Source organism: Facklamia miroungae, assembly GCF_012396555.1.
Taxonomy (GTDB): Bacteria; Bacillota; Bacilli; order Lactobacillales; family Aerococcaceae; genus Facklamia; species Facklamia miroungae.
In genome coordinates this window covers 20052-37271 of the sequence record NZ_JAAXPS010000012.1, presented here as the reverse complement: position 1 = coordinate 37271, position 17220 = coordinate 20052, and the positions used below count along the sequence as shown (strand labels likewise).

General features: G+C 35.5%; 18 protein-coding genes. 4 read left to right on the top strand and 14 right to left on the bottom strand.

What is annotated here, in order from left to right; all coding sequences use genetic code 11:
* Nucleotides 1-2: 2 nt before the first annotated feature.
* From pfkB to HF969_RS08920, 8 genes are all read right to left on the bottom strand, one after another.
* Nucleotides 3-929 carry a 1-phosphofructokinase gene (gene pfkB, locus HF969_RS08955; protein WP_090290365.1) on the bottom strand — a complete coding sequence of 309 codons (927 nt, stop codon included), beginning with the start codon at nt 927-929 and terminating at the stop codon, nt 3-5.
* 185 nt (nt 930-1114) lie between these two features.
* Nucleotides 1115-1600: a uroporphyrinogen decarboxylase/cobalamine-independent methonine synthase family protein gene (locus HF969_RS10260; RefSeq protein WP_090290366.1), complete on the bottom strand. Its 486-nt coding sequence runs from the start codon at nt 1598-1600 to the stop codon at nt 1115-1117.
* Between the two features lie 39 nt (nt 1601-1639).
* Nucleotides 1640-2302 carry a uroporphyrinogen decarboxylase/cobalamine-independent methonine synthase family protein gene (locus HF969_RS10255; protein ID WP_090290367.1) on the bottom strand — a complete coding sequence of 221 codons (663 nt, stop codon included), beginning with the start codon at nt 2300-2302 and terminating at the stop codon, nt 1640-1642.
* Between the two features lie 25 nt (nt 2303-2327).
* Complete coding sequence (locus HF969_RS08940; protein ID WP_090290368.1) at nt 2328-2669, bottom strand: preprotein translocase subunit TatB; 342 nt, start codon at nt 2667-2669, stop codon at nt 2328-2330.
* Nucleotides 2670-3080: 411 nt separating this feature from the next.
* Nucleotides 3081-3401 (bottom strand): branched-chain amino acid transporter permease, encoded by a 321-nt coding sequence (locus tag HF969_RS08935; protein ID WP_090290369.1) that lies wholly within the window; start codon nt 3399-3401, stop codon nt 3081-3083.
* The gene (locus HF969_RS08930; RefSeq protein ID WP_090290370.1) at nt 3394-4092 is read right to left on the bottom strand and encodes an AzlC family ABC transporter permease; all 699 of its coding nucleotides are present in this window, start codon (nt 4090-4092) and stop codon (nt 3394-3396) included. Before HF969_RS08930 ends, HF969_RS08935 begins: the two co-directional genes overlap by 8 nt.
* A 20-nt stretch (nt 4093-4112) precedes the next feature.
* On the bottom strand, nt 4113-4583 hold the full coding sequence (locus tag HF969_RS08925; RefSeq protein ID WP_090290371.1) for an HAD family hydrolase: 471 nt from the start codon (nt 4581-4583) through the stop codon (nt 4113-4115).
* Between the two features lie 287 nt (nt 4584-4870).
* Nucleotides 4871-5248: a hypothetical protein gene (locus HF969_RS08920; protein WP_090290372.1), complete on the bottom strand. Its 378-nt coding sequence runs from the start codon at nt 5246-5248 to the stop codon at nt 4871-4873.
* Between the two features lie 737 nt (nt 5249-5985).
* Between HF969_RS08920 and HF969_RS08915 the strand changes: the two genes are divergently transcribed.
* Nucleotides 5986-6612: a PHP domain-containing protein gene (locus HF969_RS08915; protein WP_090290373.1), complete on the top strand. Its 627-nt coding sequence runs from the start codon at nt 5986-5988 to the stop codon at nt 6610-6612.
* Nucleotides 6613-7137: 525 nt separating this feature from the next.
* Here HF969_RS08915 and HF969_RS08910 read toward each other — a convergent pair.
* The 4 genes from HF969_RS08910 to HF969_RS08895 all read right to left on the bottom strand — a co-directional run bounded on the left by HF969_RS08910 (nt 7138) and on the right by HF969_RS08895 (nt 10249).
* On the bottom strand, nt 7138-7677 hold the full coding sequence (locus HF969_RS08910; protein WP_090290374.1) for a GNAT family N-acetyltransferase: 540 nt from the start codon (nt 7675-7677) through the stop codon (nt 7138-7140).
* A gap of 28 nt (nt 7678-7705) precedes the next feature.
* A complete protein-coding gene (locus HF969_RS08905) occupies nt 7706-8617 on the bottom strand; it encodes an AEC family transporter (RefSeq protein WP_090290375.1) in 912 nt (303 codons plus the stop codon).
* A 102-nt stretch (nt 8618-8719) separates the two neighbouring features.
* Nucleotides 8720-9091: a thioesterase family protein gene (locus tag HF969_RS08900; RefSeq protein ID WP_090290376.1), complete on the bottom strand. Its 372-nt coding sequence runs from the start codon at nt 9089-9091 to the stop codon at nt 8720-8722.
* Nucleotides 9092-9202: 111 nt separating this feature from the next.
* A complete protein-coding gene (locus HF969_RS08895; RefSeq protein WP_090290377.1) occupies nt 9203-10249 on the bottom strand; it encodes a 2,3-butanediol dehydrogenase in 1047 nt (348 codons plus the stop codon).
* Between the two features lie 264 nt (nt 10250-10513).
* Here HF969_RS08895 and HF969_RS08890 point away from each other — a divergent pair, with 264 nt between their 5' ends.
* From HF969_RS08890 to HF969_RS08880, 3 genes are all read left to right on the top strand, one after another.
* Nucleotides 10514-11473: a tRNA dihydrouridine synthase gene (locus tag HF969_RS08890; protein WP_090290378.1), complete on the top strand. Its 960-nt coding sequence runs from the start codon at nt 10514-10516 to the stop codon at nt 11471-11473.
* 107 nt (nt 11474-11580) lie between these two features.
* A complete protein-coding gene (sppA, locus tag HF969_RS08885) occupies nt 11581-12588 on the top strand; it encodes a signal peptide peptidase SppA (protein WP_090290379.1) in 1008 nt (335 codons plus the stop codon).
* Between the two features lies 1 nt (nt 12589).
* Entirely contained in the window at nt 12590-13369 is a 780-nt protein-coding gene (locus tag HF969_RS08880; RefSeq protein WP_090290380.1) for an RDD family protein, read from the top strand.
* A 58-nt stretch (nt 13370-13427) separates the two neighbouring features.
* On the opposite strand, the gene pheT is transcribed toward HF969_RS08880, so the two are convergent.
* Both pheT and pheS read right to left on the bottom strand, forming a co-directional pair.
* The gene (pheT, locus tag HF969_RS08875; RefSeq protein ID WP_090290381.1) at nt 13428-15854 is read right to left on the bottom strand and encodes a phenylalanine--tRNA ligase subunit beta; all 2427 of its coding nucleotides are present in this window, start codon (nt 15852-15854) and stop codon (nt 13428-13430) included.
* Nucleotides 15854-16921 (bottom strand): phenylalanine--tRNA ligase subunit alpha, encoded by a 1068-nt coding sequence (gene pheS, locus HF969_RS08870; RefSeq protein ID WP_090290382.1) that lies wholly within the window; start codon nt 16919-16921, stop codon nt 15854-15856. The genes pheT and pheS overlap by 1 nt, the downstream gene beginning before the upstream one ends.
* Nucleotides 16922-17220: the final 299 nt, after the last annotated feature.

Genomic DNA, 17220 nt, shown 5'->3' with positions numbered 1-17220 from the left:
TATTACTCCTCCTTCATTTCAATAATATTTATTTTTTCTTTTAATGATTCAATAAATTGTCTCTTAGCAATACCTAATGAGAAAGCAGTGGCGGCACCAGCTGCGGACCCTAATCTTAAAGCTTCTTCAAGGGAACGCGAAGATTGATACTCTGCCATAAAGCCAGCTAGCATGGAATCCCCCGCACCCACTGAATTAATCATTTTACCCTTTGCGGCACTTGCTCGAAACACTTTTCCTTCACTCGTTAATAAAATTGCCCCATCCTCACCCATCGATATCAAAATATTTTGCGCCCCTCTTTTCTGCAGTTCTTTTGCATAAGTAAGTACTTCGCTATCTGTTTGAATGGATACATTAAAAATTTCAGCAAGTTCATGTCGATTGGGTTTAATCAGAAAGGGTTGGTAGGTAAGACAAGCAGTGACTAACTCTCGATTAGAGTCTAAAATAAAGTTTACTTTAAGTTCTTGGCATAACTTAGCGATCTTCCAATAATTATCTTTATTCATTCCTCTTGCTAAATTTCCTGATAAAAAAACCGTGTCTTCACTTTTAAGTTCCCTTTTTAAATAATCATAAAGTTCTTCATAATGACGTTTTGTTATTTCTGGTCCCCTTCCATTTATTTCCGTTTCTTTTTTGCCTTTCAGCTTCACATTAATCCTAGTTTGTCCTGCTACTTCAATGAAATGATTATTAATTCCCTTTTCATCTAAACAGGCTCTTAAATAATCGCCTGTAAATCCGCCAATAAAACCTAAGGCACAGGAAGATACATCCAATTCAGCTAATAATAATGAAACATTGATCCCTTTTCCGCCAATAATATAGGCTTCAGAATTTGAGCGGTTTAATTTACCTTCTTTAAAATCATCTACCTCGACCAAGTAGTCGATGGCGGGATTAAAAGTTATGGTATAGTTCATACTTTCCTCCTTTATAAATATTTCAATAGTTATAATACTTTTAACAAAGTCTCTATTAAAGAAAACGTTTCCTAACTAATGCTTTTATTATAATAAAAGCAAGGTATTGATACAATCAAATAGCGTTCAAAATAGGCTATTTTAAAAATTAAAAAGCAACTAGACAAAACTAGTTGCTTTTTAATTTATTTACAGTGTCTGTCTCGCAAGATTTGAGCAGCTTTAACCATATTCTCTAATTTTTTCGCAATAATTTCTCTTGAATTTAGTGGACGATTGGCAAACGTTGCAAATCCACAATCAGGATTTAACCATAATCTTTCGGGCGGTAAGAATGCCAAGGCTTCTTCAGCTAAAGTGATTATGTCTTCGACAGATTCCACTTCATCCGAACGAGGATTCACAACACCTAAACCCAATATAATTTTTTCATCCAAGAAATTATTGTAAAATAATTTAGACACTTCTCCAGCTCGCGGAGTTGAAAATTCCAGAGCTAACATATCAACATTTAATTTATTAAAGAAACTTCCTAACTTATCGTAAGCTCCCTCAAGTAAGACACTCTCATCCTTTGTCCAATTTCCACGACAAACATGAATTGCAGATAGACAACCTTCCAAACTATTAATCTCATCTAGGACAAGTTGGATAAGCGATTGAGCAAACATTAATTCTTGATCAACCTTGACCTTTGCCGATAAAGTCCCTCAATAAAAGGATGTATCGGCTTGCGAACGTTGAAAAACGATCTCTGACAAAATCGGTTCATCAATTTGGATGACGCGTGCTCCATCATCATATAAGCGGTGGATGGTGTTTTTCAATAATTGGACGACATCTTTTCCCAATTGACGTCGTGTATCATAGACTTTATCGCTAATTCCTTCCACCCACATAGACCGCGTCAATAAATAGGGACTAGGAAGAGTGATTTTATATGGCTTCTTCGTCGTCCTTTTAATTAATTCATGCTCCTGGCTACACAGATCTGCATCTAGATTAAGTTTTCCAATACAAACCGGACTGTTCATTGAGTTATCGGATGCATCCATCTCCTCAAGTGACTGAATATAATCCTCATTATGACCGATTAATTCATTTATTTCATCTGTTGAAAAAAGCTCTATACCCTCAACTTTTTCTGCCACATAAGACATAAAATTATCTCTGGAAATCTCTCCACTCACTACAACATCTATGCCTACCCAATCAAAAAGATCCATAATTGCTTGCGTTTCTTCATCAATCAATTGTTCATAATGATCACATTCATTAGATGTTTGGCAGCTTTTTTTGGCTGCAAGTAATTGAGGCGAACGGGGCATCGATCCAATTAAAGTCGTCGTAAACGGCTTAAAAATCGTTTCCAATATATTCCCTCTCATTCTTTTGTTTTTAAGGTTCGATTATTAATTCACTTTCAGTTAAAATATCAACCACTTCACGCATAGTAGTCACTTGTCCCACCATGATGTGTTTTTCCACTTCATAATATTCCGTACAGATACCACAAGAAAGTACTTTTGTGCCTCTATCTTCCATAACTTTTAAATCCTCAATCGAATCGGAACCCTTGCAAGCTAATTTAACAGCTTCTCCATATAATAAAATATGTTTAGGGGCATTTTGTTTATTGGCTAAAGTATTTAAAAACCCTTTCATCAAATTTTCAGTTAAAGGTTTTTCGCCTTCTCCCATACCTGTAAATCTCAAAACAACATCGTAAGTTTTTGACATATAATCGATCTCCTTTGTGTTTATTTATAGATTAAGTATACTCAATAATATTTTAAATATTAAATGAGATTACTAGATAAGTAAGTACTATCTATAGAAAATTTAAATAGATTTAATTTAATTTTTCGGTAATTTAAAATCTCATTCCATTCAAAAATTTAAAACAGCGGATAAATTTAGATTAGTTAGCGTCTATTAAAAATTCTGTTGTTGGTGAAATTGAACGGTAGAATACCAGAGAATAACCTATCTCCTAAAACGCTTGATCGGAATAAAGGTTTGCTTATATCTACCTAAGAGTAGGTTTCGATTTATGATCCTTCAAATAAAAAATAAGTCAAACGAAAAGCCAAGGACCGTACCCTTGGCTTTTAACTTGAATTTAAGTATATTCGTATTTAACAACATGTTTTAATGACAGAGCGTTTGGACTAATACCATATACAAAATAGTTCCCCCTAAAATAGACAATATAGTAGAGTGACGCCATTTGTGTAGGATAAATACAAGTATACAAGAAAGAACTGTCGCAATACTTCGCTGGTAAGTATAAGCAATATCCTTAAATGTATAAATTAATAAGATTGTCATAATCGCATAAGGAAAAACTTGGCCTAAGTAAATTACCCAAATCGGCGTATGTTTTTTGAAAATAATAAAGGGAAGCCCTCGAATACTGATCGTCACAATGGCCATGATCAAAATTAAAAGAACTGCGTGTAATTTAGACATAATCAGGATGTCCTCCTTTAAGCCGATTTTCAATTAAGAGAAAAGCAATGACTACAAGCATTGAAGGTAACATAAAGTTATCCGGGCCAAAAATAATAAAAAAGAAGAAACCAGACATCACTCCTAACAAAGCAGGTTTGTGATTATTAGTCGCCTCCCATTGATTCAACACAACTACGAAAAACAGTGCGGTTAATGCAAAATCAATTCCTTCTGTCGAGAATGGCAATAAATCTCCGGCTAAATTACCTAAAATACTTCCGGAAATCCAGTACATATGATTAAGTAACGTTACATATAATGAATATTTTTCACGATCTATTCCCTCAGGCAGTTGATCTGTGGAAACGAGCGCAAATGTTTCATCGGTTAACCCATGAATTAGATATATTTTGCGCCAGCCCTTTATGTGTTTGTATCTTTCTAGCTGACTAATACCATAAAATAGAAGACGAAAATTGACCATAAAGGTTAAAATAAACGTATCAAAAAACCCAGTTCCTGAAGATAAAATTACAGGAGCTAGAAATTGAATCGATCCTGAATAGACAAAAAGACTTAAGCAGAGTGCCCATATCCAACTAAAACCTTTTGCCTGCATCATTATACCAAAACCTAAGGCTAACATAAGATAAACTAGTCCTATGGGTAATGTCTTCTCAAAGGCATAAGCCCAATACTTTTTGTTCATATAAAATCTCCTTTAACCTTTTAATGACGTAATGTTGCTTTTATATGATCAGGTTTCAACAACATACCCAGAGCAGAGTGAATAGAAGGAGCAACAATATCTGCTTTACGGATACATGCTGTAGCTAACCCCTCTGTTCCTACAACTGCAATGGCTAAGGCAGCTAGACTCATCATTTCTCCGTCATTATACCCATTGCCAATGCAAGCGCAATTTTCAGATCCAAGAAGTTCTACTAAGGCTTTTTTAGAAAGTGCTGCTTTATTCGAAGGGAAAGTCGCTAGTTCAACGGGTAGACTTTCACATTGAGTTTTAACCGTCCCATAGGTATCAGCCGTTGCAATATAAATTTTGATTTTTCCAGACAAATTTATCAAAAGTTCTGCTACTCCCTCAATCAATTTCCCATCTTCTGCAATAGTTCCATTGAAATCAATAACCAAATTCGAAATTTCAATTGTTTCATTTCCAGGGATTTGGTATTTAATCATCTCTATCTCCTTTTAATTCGACTTACTAACATAGATGTTCTAAATTTAAATCTGCAAGCGTTTTCTAAAAAAACCTTAAAAAAGGATCACTCAACCATTTGATTGAAATAACCGTTCATGATTCATAGTATACTATTAATTACGCAAAACTTAGTTAAATCTATATGAAAAGTAGCTTAGAAAGTTCTCATTGTGAAAGTTAAGGAATTATATAAAACTACCCACTATATAGTAGGTAGCGAAAATATTTGATTATGTTATTCGATTTTTAATAAATTCTGTCCCTGCTAAATCGTATATGTTCTAGTCAAGCAGTATTCGATTATTAAATAAAAGATAAATAAGCCGACAACAATTATTCCACCCTTTTTTAAAACGATTCCTAGTTCGGGATCTGTACTAAAATAACGGGCGCGATCCACTATTCCGCGCTCAGCTGAATTCAAATATTCCGCCGGTAACTCTTCAAGGTATGTTAACATTGGCTCGAATTCCTCTTTACCCTCATAACCATATACGCCTGCCAAAACAATTATCGTACTTTTATCACGCTCTTTATAAAAAACATAACTATCATAGATTGGTCTTACCATTAGGTATGCAAATAAGGTAAATAACGCCAAGAAAAAAACACATCGAATTTTAAAGTTTGCCAGAACTTTCATATTTACACCTCTAATTATTAATTTAAATGTAAATTACTAACAATTATTCTAATTTAAAAAGCCAGGTTTAATCAGTATATTCAAAAAATAAATAAGGATTTAACATACCTAAGACAGTTATTGTTTTGTGTTTTAATATATGCTTCATTTCCGAATCTTCATAAAAGTAATTAACCAAATCAATTTATTTACCTGATCAACTGCAATGTTTTAGAAGGTTGTTGATCACGAAAGCTTAATAAAAACTTAAACTCTTGTTTGCCGTCATACCCATAAGATTTCACAATAAATGTACTATTTTTTTAAAATTATTTCGTCTATATTCAACTATTTGTTGCATATACTGGTCGACACTTTAATAAGTAAGTAAAACGATTAGAGAATTTATTGAAAAGATACGAACTTTTGTAATTTTACAGTAACTTCATAAAGTGCCTCCAAATTATTTTAACTGTATATTATCAAATTTGTAACCGTTTTTCTATATGTTAAATCTATTCTAATTATTTTTTAATCTAAGACATATTTTTTCTTATAATTTGAATTCATGAACCGTATGATTTTTTTTAATAAATAATAAGATGATTCTCTTTAGCTCTTGCTAGAATTGATATGAAGACAGCTATAAGTATTCAGCCTTAACGGTTATCATTTTTGAACCCGCCCTATATCTTGGATAAAATAGATGGGATGGTTATTTTAAATAAGCAAAATCAATTTCTGAAAGGACTAAAAAAATGCTAATTGATCTTCATATGCACGAAAAAACATTTTCCCCTGACAGCTTTATGACTATAGAACAAATTGTCGAAAGAGCCAAATTGATTGGATTAGATGCTGTTTGCATAACCGATCATGATTCTATTGGTTTCACTGCTCTGGTCAATCAAGCCCGTCAGCGTCTTGACTTTCCGATCTTTGTTGGTGTGGAATATTTAACAACAGAAGGTGATATTTTAGCTTACGGCATTGATGAGTTGCCAGAATCCGGTTTAAGTGCACAAGAATTTGTTAATTATGTTAATCAAAAAGGCGGAGCCTGCACTGCTGCTCATCCTTATCGCAATAATAATCGGGGTCTTGGCGATCAGATTTACAAAGTTAAAGGACTTCATGCAGTAGAAGTATTGAACGGAAACTCAACTTTAGAAGAAAACAAAACAGCATTTTCTGTAGCTAAAGAGCATGATTTACAATGTGTAGGAGGTAGTGATGCTCATCATTTTGGCCAAGTCGGAGTCTATGCTACTTATTTCCCCAACAAAGTGTCAAATATTTATGAACTTGCCATAGAATTAAAGAAAGGCCACTGTCAACCAGTTATGGTTAAGGGCCATCAAATAGTCGAAACAGCATTTGCTTAAAAAGTTAACTCAAGCACCATCTATTAATCAAATAGTCGGTGCTTTTGTTTATTGCAAAAAATTAAAACACAACGATAATCACGAGAAATTCTATAAAACTGTTCGTTATACTATCGCATTTGTTCAACTTCAAACAGTTATAATTAATAATATTTTTTGTTCCCTCTTGTAATCCACAAGCAATTTTACAGCAACGAAATCTTTCGAAAAAATTTAAATTGCAGAGTTAAAAGAACACGCTTAAGAATTTGGAGCCATTTATATCACAGTTGGAACCTCTTATAAGGCGGCGGATGAAGATATAGTAACTGTAGCATACGATGTCGGTTTTATTTTAGCGGAAGCTACGTTTTATTAACTTACGCAGAGGGACATCATGACTATGAAGAACCATAGCAAACAGAACCAGGTGGAAAAAAGACATTTAGACAGATACTGATGTTGTCATGGTGACTGATAAAGTGCCCCTAAAAAGTTAGATTTTTGGTCCAACTTTTTGGGGGCATAAAATATGGATAGCTCTCTTTAATTCTTATACCATTCCTGGCGTAAAACACCGTATTTAACACTGTCATAATAAACACCTTGCCAGTAACGTACTTTGCGGATACACGCTTCTTGTTTCATGCCTAATTTCTCAGCCAGTCGCATCATCCCTGGATTGCCTGACCAAGTAGTCAGACCAATATGTTCAAGTTCAGGAAAATCATAAAAGGTTTGGTTTATCCATTGAATTAAAGCATTGTATGCGATGCCTTTATTCCAATATTTAGCATCATATATGATTACACCAATTTCCAACCAAAGTGTTTTCTCATCTTCCCAATATCTGCTTACCATTCCAATGGGTATATTGTCTAAAAGAATCGCTCTTACCTTTTCTTCATTTAGTAAATAGGCAGCATCCTTACTTGACAAAAAGGTTTGAAAATTGGGATAGCTTTGATACGCTTCAAAGTATGGCCCATTGTATTGAGCCCATTCAGGCATATCTTGAGTAAAGCCTACTTGCCAGATAGTATGAAGTTCTTGATTAGAAATCTTTTTTAATCGTATCTCAGTCATTAAATTGCAACTCCGATCATTTTACCTATTAGACAAATGCCAAAAAGGCAGGACTTAAAAAGAGCGACAATATAATTGACACAAAGGTTAACTTAGAAGCTAGTGCAACATCTAAGTCATATTTGGCAGCTAGAATGGGTGTAGTAGCACCTGCCGGCATTGTTGCCATTACTACACACATACCTACTACTTGTTGATCGACGTGCATGACTTTTAATACCATCAGAACGATTAAAGGAATAAATAGCATGCGTACCCAGACAAACCGAAGGACAGCTTTTTCAAAAAGAGCTTCCATTTTCACCGAACCAATAATTGAACCAATCGCTACCATGGAAAGAGGAGTTACCGTTCCGCTAAGGCCATTTAAACTATTAACGATAAAAGTAGGTAGTTGAATCTGACTTAATCCCATGATCAAACCAAAGAAAACTGCTAAAATCATCGGATTTTTGATGAAGGATAATAGGGTTGTTTTTAGATCTTTCTCTTGTTTTACCAAAAGTGAAATACCGATTGTATAGGTGAAAATTCGGTGAGGGATTAAATAAACGGCCGCTAAGATCGAACCTAACTCACCAAATAATGAAGTGACAATTGGCAAGCCTGCAAATCCAGCGCTATTACAAAGCGTTGCATAATGAAGAATTTTAGCTTGTTTTTCTGGTAAATCACGATAAAAATAGCCCCCCACAAGAGTGATGGTAGTATAAATTACTGTTGCAATGATTAAGGTTTGAAAACTAAGAGCGATAATATCCCAAGTAATATTAAAAAAAGATTTAAAAATTAAAGCAGGTACTAATATTTCTACGATTAGTTTGATCAAACCGGGACGATTCTGGTCCGTAATCATCCCTTTTTTATAAGCCAGAACACCCGCAAGAACATAAATAATTAACACGAGTTGAATGCTCAGCATTTCAAAAAAAGTCGCCATTTAAGATCCTCCATTTTCCAGTTTAACTACTAACTTGCCTTATCTTATCACAGTTAGTTTGTAAACTGAATAGCTTCCATGATTTGTTTACATTAGAGAGTCTTACTTGACTTTGGCCATAAATCGATCGATATTCACGATAGCTCGTTGGTGAATCGCTTCTCCAATTAATTGATCCCTATCATAAGCTGCCAATTCTACAGTATAGATGCTTCCTTCTTTTTGAAGTTTAGTTATATTCACTTTAACTTGATTACCAATCGCACTGGCTCTTAGATGCTTTACCTGTATCGCTATCCCCACTGTTGTTTCCACATTTTTATCTTTGATTTTTGTTTGACAGAGTTCATAGGCTGCATTTTCCATAAAGGCAATCAGCGACGGAGTTGAGAGAACCTTCAAATCACCTGATCCGATCTTGGCAGCAGAATGCTCGTCCGTCACTTTGTATGTTTTATTATATATATTTGACATGCTTTTTCCTCACTTTTAATAATTTAACGAGTGAACGTATAATTAGTTGAATACGATCTTTTTTCCACATAAAAACAGCTCAATTAAGAGCTGCTAATATTTTTATGTAGCTTATTTAGGTGAAACCAAAATTTTAACCTGTGATTTGTCTTTACTTAGTTCTTCGAAACCATTAGCTACAATGTCATCTAATATTATCTTCTTAGTAACAATTTTATCAGCAGAAAAATAGCCTTTTTCCATTAATTCTAAAACATTTGGGAAAATATGACGGTAAGCAATAGTACCTTTCATAGTTTTCTCACCCGTTACTAATACATTAGGTTGAATTGAAGCCTCTTTCTCAAAGATCGAAACGACCATACATTCTCCACCTTTATGGACAGACTCCAGCGCTTGTTTTAAAACAATTGGAACCCCAGTAACTTCATAAGAAACATCTACTCCACCGTTTGTTAATGAATAAATCGCTTCTACCATTTCTTCATTTTCTTTAGGACGCACCACAATTGCGCCTAATTCCTCTGCTTTAGCCTGACGCTCCGGAGATAACTCTATCGCATAAATTTTAGTTGCTCCTGCGGCCTTTAACGCTTCTATAACTAGAAGTCCAATTGGACCGCAACCAAAGACTGCCGCTGTATCTCCAGCTTTAAAGGCTGATTGTCTAACAGCATATAAAGCAACAGCAGATGGTTCAGTTAGAGCCGCTTGTTCATAACTTAAGCTGTCAGGAATAATATGAGCGAGTTCTGCATCACAAACACAAAATTCAGCAAAACCACCATCAGCCGCTAAACCAACGAAATTTAAGTAGGGATCTAAATTATAATCACCAATCAGACCGTTTTCAGCAATGATTGGTTCTACTGTGACACGATCGCCAACATTTACGTTTTTTACTTCTTCACCGACTTCAACTACTTCACCACTAAATTCATGTCCCAAAGTTAAAGGTGCTTTTACCCCTGAAAGAGGATGCGGGGTATTTGCGGGAATAAATATAGGTCCAGCTAAATATTCATGTAAATCAGATCCACATATTCCGGTATATTTAATAGCTATCTTTACTTGTTTTGCCCCAACTTTAGGAACTTCAACTTCTTCTACACGGATATCCTTTTGGCCATACCAACGAGCAGCTTTCATTTGTACCATATAGTTTTCCTCCTTGTGTTATTTATAAGTCTAATTGTAAAAGTCATAGAATAGTTTTGCAAAAGATACGACCGATAATCCTTAAATTGATGAGTTTACTCTAAAAATGTTCTTATTTAACAGTCAATTAACTCTTACTTTAAAGTGCTCCTATTTTTCAAATCTCACTTAAAATTAATTTATAAAAGGTTTTCTTTACTTGCATCCTCATTTATTTATGGTAATCTTTTAAGGATTATATTTTATGAAAGGAGTCTTAGCATCTTGACAGAAAATTTTTGGCAATCTTTACCAAAACCCTTCTTTGTTTTAGCACCAATGGAAGATGTTACTGATGTAGCTTTTCGGCATGTGATTGCGAGAGCAGGAAGACCCGATGTCTTTTTTACTGAATTCACAAATTCTGAATCTTATTGTCACCCTTTAGGAAAAGAATCAGTACGCGGCCGATTAATTAAAACAGATGATGAACAACCGATTGTAGCGCATATTTGGGGCGACCGGCCTGAATTTTTTGAGCAAATGGCATCTGGCATGAAAGAAGAAGGATTTGCAGGTATTGATATTAATATGGGATGTCCTGCTCCCAACGTATTTAAACACGGCCGAGGTTCTGGCTTGATTTTAAGACCCAAAGTGGCCGCCGAATTGATACAGGCTAGTAAAAAAGCAGATATTCCTGTTTCAGTCAAAACACGTTTAGGTCATCATCAAGTGGAAGAATATAAGGAATGGCTAAAGCATTTATTTGAACAAGATATAGCAAACTTATCGATTCATTTAAGAACCAAAACTGAAATGTCTAAAGTCCCTGCTCATTGGGATTTGATCGGTGATATTAAAAACTTGCGTGATCAATACGCCCCACAAACTCTCTTAACAATCAACGGAGATATTCCAGATCGTCAAAAAGGAATTGAATTGTTCGAAACCTATGGAATTGATGGAATAATGATCGGTCGGGGTGTCTTTCATAATCCTTTTGCTTTTGAAAAACAGCCGCGTACTCATTCCGCCACAGAATTAATAGATCTCTTTCGTTACCATTTAGACCTGTTTGACCATTACCAGCTCCATCCCTTTCCAGCTTTAAGAAGATCTTTTAAGATCTATCTGCGAGAATTTAAAGGGGCTCATGAATTAAGAATCCAGTTAATGGAAGCAGAAGATTCCGGCCAAGCACGTCAAATTTTAGATACATTTGAAAATGATCACTTCGACTAAAAAGAGAGTACACCTGTTCATCAGGTGTTTTTTGTTTGAATAGATAGCTTATCATTCATATTTTCGGCCAAAAATGTTAAAATAAAATACAAAGGATGGTGTCAAATATGTCAAAGAAAAAATGGATAGTTGTTGCTTTTGCTCTAATTTTAATCATAGCCTCTAGTTTATCAAATGCTTTTCAGCAGCCAACAGATAAAAGGTTAAGCGAAGAATGGGCTAATGAAACCATTGACTCAATGTTTGGAATCTCAAAAGACTTTACTGAGAAAGTGCGTGAAGAAGGCTCTTCTGACCAACGTATATTGGTTATTCCGATTGAAGGTGTCATTGGAGCAGGGTCACCTACATATGATCAAGATCTTATTTTAGATACTATTGAACAAATCCGTAGCGATAATACCATTAAAGCTGTGCTATTTGATCTCAATACACCAGGTGGAGCGGTTTATGAAACACGTGAAGCATATGACTTATTCAAAGAAGTAATCGCAGAAAGAGAAATTCCTGTTTATGCTTCAATGGGTCAAGTTGCTGCTTCTGGCGGTTTTTATTATGCCATGTTAGCTGATAAAGTTTATGCTACACCAGAAACCATTACGGGATCTATTGGCGTGATTATGTCTGGCTATAATATGAAAGAACTCTATGACAAAGTGGGTGTAGACCCTTATGTCTTCAAATCTGGCAAAATGAAAGATATAGGTTCAACTACTCGTGAAATGACTAAAGAAGAAGAAGAAGTCTTCCAAGCTTATATTGATGAAGCCTTTGATCGTTTTGTCCAAGTGGTTGTAGACGGACGTGATATGTCTGAAGAACGTGTCCGCGAGTTAGCTGATGGTCGAATTTATACGGCTAAGCAAGCTAAAGATAATGGTTTAATTGATGATATTCTATATTATCGACAAGTCATCGATCTTATTCGTCAAGAAAACAACCTAGAGTCAGCTGAAGTTTTCGAAAAAACAGCTCCGCAAGACCGTTTTAATTCTCTTTTCCCTGCCTTCATGAAATCAGAGGATAATTATGCTGAACAGTTTGATCAAATATTAAATCGCGTAAAAGAAGAAGTGCTTCCTCAAATCGAATATCGCTGGGAAGGTGGTATGTAATATGACCCCTGTTCAACTTGATAAAGAAGAACTCAAAACACTTCTAGATGATACTAATGAAAAGATTAATCCAAGCTTGCTCGAAGAAGAAAAGACTTCAGAAATTCACTCAGATTTAGAACAAAATTCATTGCGCCCTTTAAAAGAAGAAAAACCTGAGCCTACTCAGCCTTCTCAACTTGAGCCTAAAAATCGTAAAAACGCTGGTCTCAACCCCTTTACTAACCAAGAGCAAAGAGATGCGGCACTTAAAGAAAATCAAGAATCTAATATTGATCCTATTCAATTAGAAATTGTAGACCAACAGATTAGAGAAAATGGCTATGATCATTTACCTAATGAGGTCTATGCGGGCTTCTGGGTGCGCTTAGCTGCATATATCGTTGATTTTGTATTGATTTCCTTAATTTCAACCATTCTCACTAATATCATTGGCGAAATGAATAAAGACATTTTATGGGGTAACTTGCCCTTGTTCTTCAATCTAATTATTTACTGTCTCTACTTTTTCTTAATGACTTTGACCCTCAAGGGACAAACACCTGGTAAAATCTTGTTTGACTTACGGGTGGTTCCGATTAATTCGCAGGTTCATAAACTAAACTTTTCAACTTTGATGATTCGAGAAGTTTTTGGTCGCGTGATCTTCTATTTTGTTCCGTTCATTGCCTTGATTCTCATTTTCACCAAAAAGCATCAACACCCTTTAGACATGCTGACTGATACAACCGTTATTAATGAGCGCTATCTAACCGCTTTTGCAAAATGGAAACTCGCTTAATTTAATAATAAGCAAAACAAAATTCACTACTCCATTAATGGAGTAGTGAATTTTTAATTTATCGAATTTCTACATTATCTATACTTTCAAGAGCCTTGATCACTTGATCCATCGCTTCTTTTATTTCTTTATCTTCTAATGTTTTAGTCGGATTCTGGAAGGTGAGATGATAAGCTAAAGATTGTTTATCAGCCTCAATATTATCTCCAGTATAACGGTCAAACAAGTGAACATTTATCAAGTTATGTCCTGCATGATCATAAATCAAATCAACTAAAGTTTGGTGGTCCATCGAGCGATCGACTAAAAGTGCGATATCACGAGAAGTAGCTGGGTATTTAGCTAACGGGCTTTGTGTTAGCAAGTTTCTCTTAAATGCAACTAAAGCATCAAAATTAATTTCAGCAAATAAACTTTCTTTAGCTAAATCAAATTGCTCAGCTAGTTGAGGGTGTAGTTTTCCCATAAAGCCAATAATTTGACCTTCAAGCAGTATGTTAGCAGTTTGCCCAGGATGCATAAAATCTAAATCTTCAAGACGTTCAAAGGTCAGGTTGTCACTTAAACGCAGCTGATCAAATACCTGCTCGATAATTCCTTTGAGATCATAAAAATCATAGTTTTGACTTGCTTTTTCCCAATCAGAAGGACTTTTTTCTCCAGACAAAAAGAAACTGAGCCTTTCTTTTTCTTCTGGTTGCTGATTAGCCTCTGTCTTTAAGAAAACCTTACCTATTTCATAGAAGGCTAATGGCTTATTATGTCGAGCCTTGTTATAGCGTGCAATTTCTAAAAAGGATGGTAACATTGACTGTCTCAATAGAGATCTGTCTTCAGACATAGGTAACAGTAGTGACACATAACGGTCTGAGATAGCGTTTAAATCAGCAAATTCAGGTGAGATTAAAACGTATGATACGGTTTCATTCAGCCCTAATCCTTCAGCCAAAGCTCTTGTTGCTCTTCTTAATTTTTGTCGATTATTCAATTGAGCTGGAAGACTTGGCACGGTAGGTAGCGTTACAGGAATTTTATCATAGCCGTATATTCTCGCCACTTCTTCTAAAATATCAGCTGGAATCTTAATATCCCAACGACGGGGAGGTATAGTGACACTCAATTGATCTTTAATGAACGCTATTTCAAAACCAAGTCGATCAAAAATCGATTGAATCTGCTCTTGATTTAACTGAATTCCTAATTTATCTTCAATCATTTGTATTGGCAACTTGATGACTTCTGATTGAACCATGCATGTATTTACTTCCAATACACCTTTTTCAATCTGTGCATCTGCCAACTGAGCCATTAAAATAGTCGCTTGGTCGCCTGCTTCTGAAAGCGTTGCAAGATTAATCCCCTTTTCAAAGCGCGCAGATGATTCAGATCTCACACCTAAACGACGGGAAGTTGATCGAACAGCTTGTGGGTTAAAAACTGCTGTTTCTAATAGGACATTTTGGGTCTTGTCTGTCACGTGACTATCTAACCCTCCCATGACACCTGCAATGGCTATTACTTGATCATTAGCTGTAATTACGATATCTTCAGTAGTTAAACTCCTTTCTACTTCATCTAGCGTCATTAACTTCTCATTTTTCTTAGCGTAGCGGACCCCAATCTCTTCACCTGGTAATTGATCAAAATCGAAGGCATGCATTGGTTGACCGTAAAGCATAAGATAATAATTGGTGACATCGACTAGATTGTTTATTGGGCGAATATTAGCCTTCATCAAACGACTCTGCATCTTAACAGGACTTGGTTTAACTTTTATATTCTTTAATAGTCTTAATTGATAGTGGTCACTTAAACCGTATTCTTCAATGTTTAATTCTAAGCGATTCAATACCTCAATCGGTACTAATTGATGATCATTAATTCTTAACTCCTTAAACAGAGGCACTTGGGAAATAATCGCACCCACTTCATAAGCTACTCCGCGCATCGATAAAGCATCTGCTCGGTTTGGGGTAATTGATAATTCTAAAATAGGATCATCTAGTTCCATATACTCAACAATATCTTGTCCAATTGGAGCTTCATCATCCAGAAGATAGATTCCATCCACGAATTCTTTAGGTACAACCTTTTCTGAAAAGCCAATTTCTTGTAAAGAACATAACATCCCTTGAGAAATTTGACCTCTTAGTTTAGATTCTTTAATTTTGAAATCATTTGGCAACACACAACCTTCTAAAGCAGTAATGACTTTGACACCTTGTTTAACATTTGGCGCTCCACAAACGATTTGTTTTCTGCCATAACTTCCAACATCTACTTGGGCAATTTGTAAATGATCGGAATCAGGATGTGCTTCCAGTTCTTCAACCAAACCTACGACTAACGGGCCCTGAAGTGAGTCTGAAAGATTATCAACGCCTTCAATCTCAATTCCTGTGCGAGACATTTTTTCTGCCAATTCTTCGGCAGATATATCACTTAAATCTAAAAACTCTGTTAACCACTTATAAGAAGCATACATTAATTTTGACCTCCTTTGAATTGTGTCAAGAAGCGCAAGTCATTTTGATAGAAATGACGTATATCGTCAACATTATGTTTCAACATAGCTACACGATCAATTCCTACTCCAAATGCAAAGCCACTATATTTTGTTGAATCAATGCCGGACATTTCTAGAACGTTGGGATGAACCAATCCTGCTCCTAAAACTTCTATCCAGCCTGTTCCTTTACATATACCACAACCTTGACCACCACATTTAAAACATGAGACATCAACTTCTACCGAAGGTTCTGTAAATGAAAAAAATGAAGGTCTTAATCTGATCTCTCGCTCTTCCCCAAAGAAAGCTTTAGCAAATTGTAAAAGTGTTCCCTTCAAATCAGCCATGGTGATTTTTTCGGCTACGAGTAACCCTTCTAATTGATGGAACTGATGGGAGTGAGTCGCATCATCATTATCTCTTCTGAAAACTTTACCTGGTGAGACCATTTTTAGAGGTCCATTTTTTTCAAAGTCATGCTTTTCCATTGCTCGAGCCTGAACAGGTGAGGTATGTGTTCTCAATAAGACTTCTTCCGAAATATAAAAGGTGTCTTGCATATCTCGAGCAGGATGGTTTTTAGGCAAGTTCATTTTTTCAAAATTATATGAATCTAATTCAACTTCTGGCCCTTCAATCACTTGATACCCCATTCCTAAGAAGAGGTCTTCTAAATCTTCCCTGGTTTGAGTCAATAAGTGACGCGTTCCAAAATTTTGCCGTCTTCCAGGTAAACTAATATCCATGCTTTCGCTAGCTAACTGAGCAGCTAACTCCTTTTGAGTTACTTCCTCTTGCTTTCTTTCAATCGTTTTATTAAAGGTTTGGTGAAACTCATTGATTAATTGCCCCAGTACTGGCTTTTCATCTTTTTCTAAATCTTTCATTTGCTTAGAGATTTGGGTGAGTTCACCTTTTTTTCCAGTATATTTCACCCGAATATCTTGAAGAGCCTTACTTGACTCAGCTGTTCCAATTTCTTGGATCGCAGTAGCGATTAAACGATCAACATCTTCTTTGACTACTAGTAATTTATCATTCATTAAAATCCTCCTTGCAATTAAAACTGCCTACAACAAAACACATCAAAAAAAGCGCGTCCCAAAAGGGACGCGCTACCGTGGTACCACCCTTATTCTTGAATAAAAAAATTCAAGCACTCCAACCATTGTTAACCCAATGAAGGTATCCTTTTCTAGTCTTACACTATTAAGAGATCGACTCCTAGGATGAAAATAATTGGCCTTTACATCATCTGCTCTCAGTCTGCGGCAAATTTCCCTGTTAATGCTCTATCCAACTAGGTCCTGATCATAGTCTTTTTGTATATCATTAACAAGTA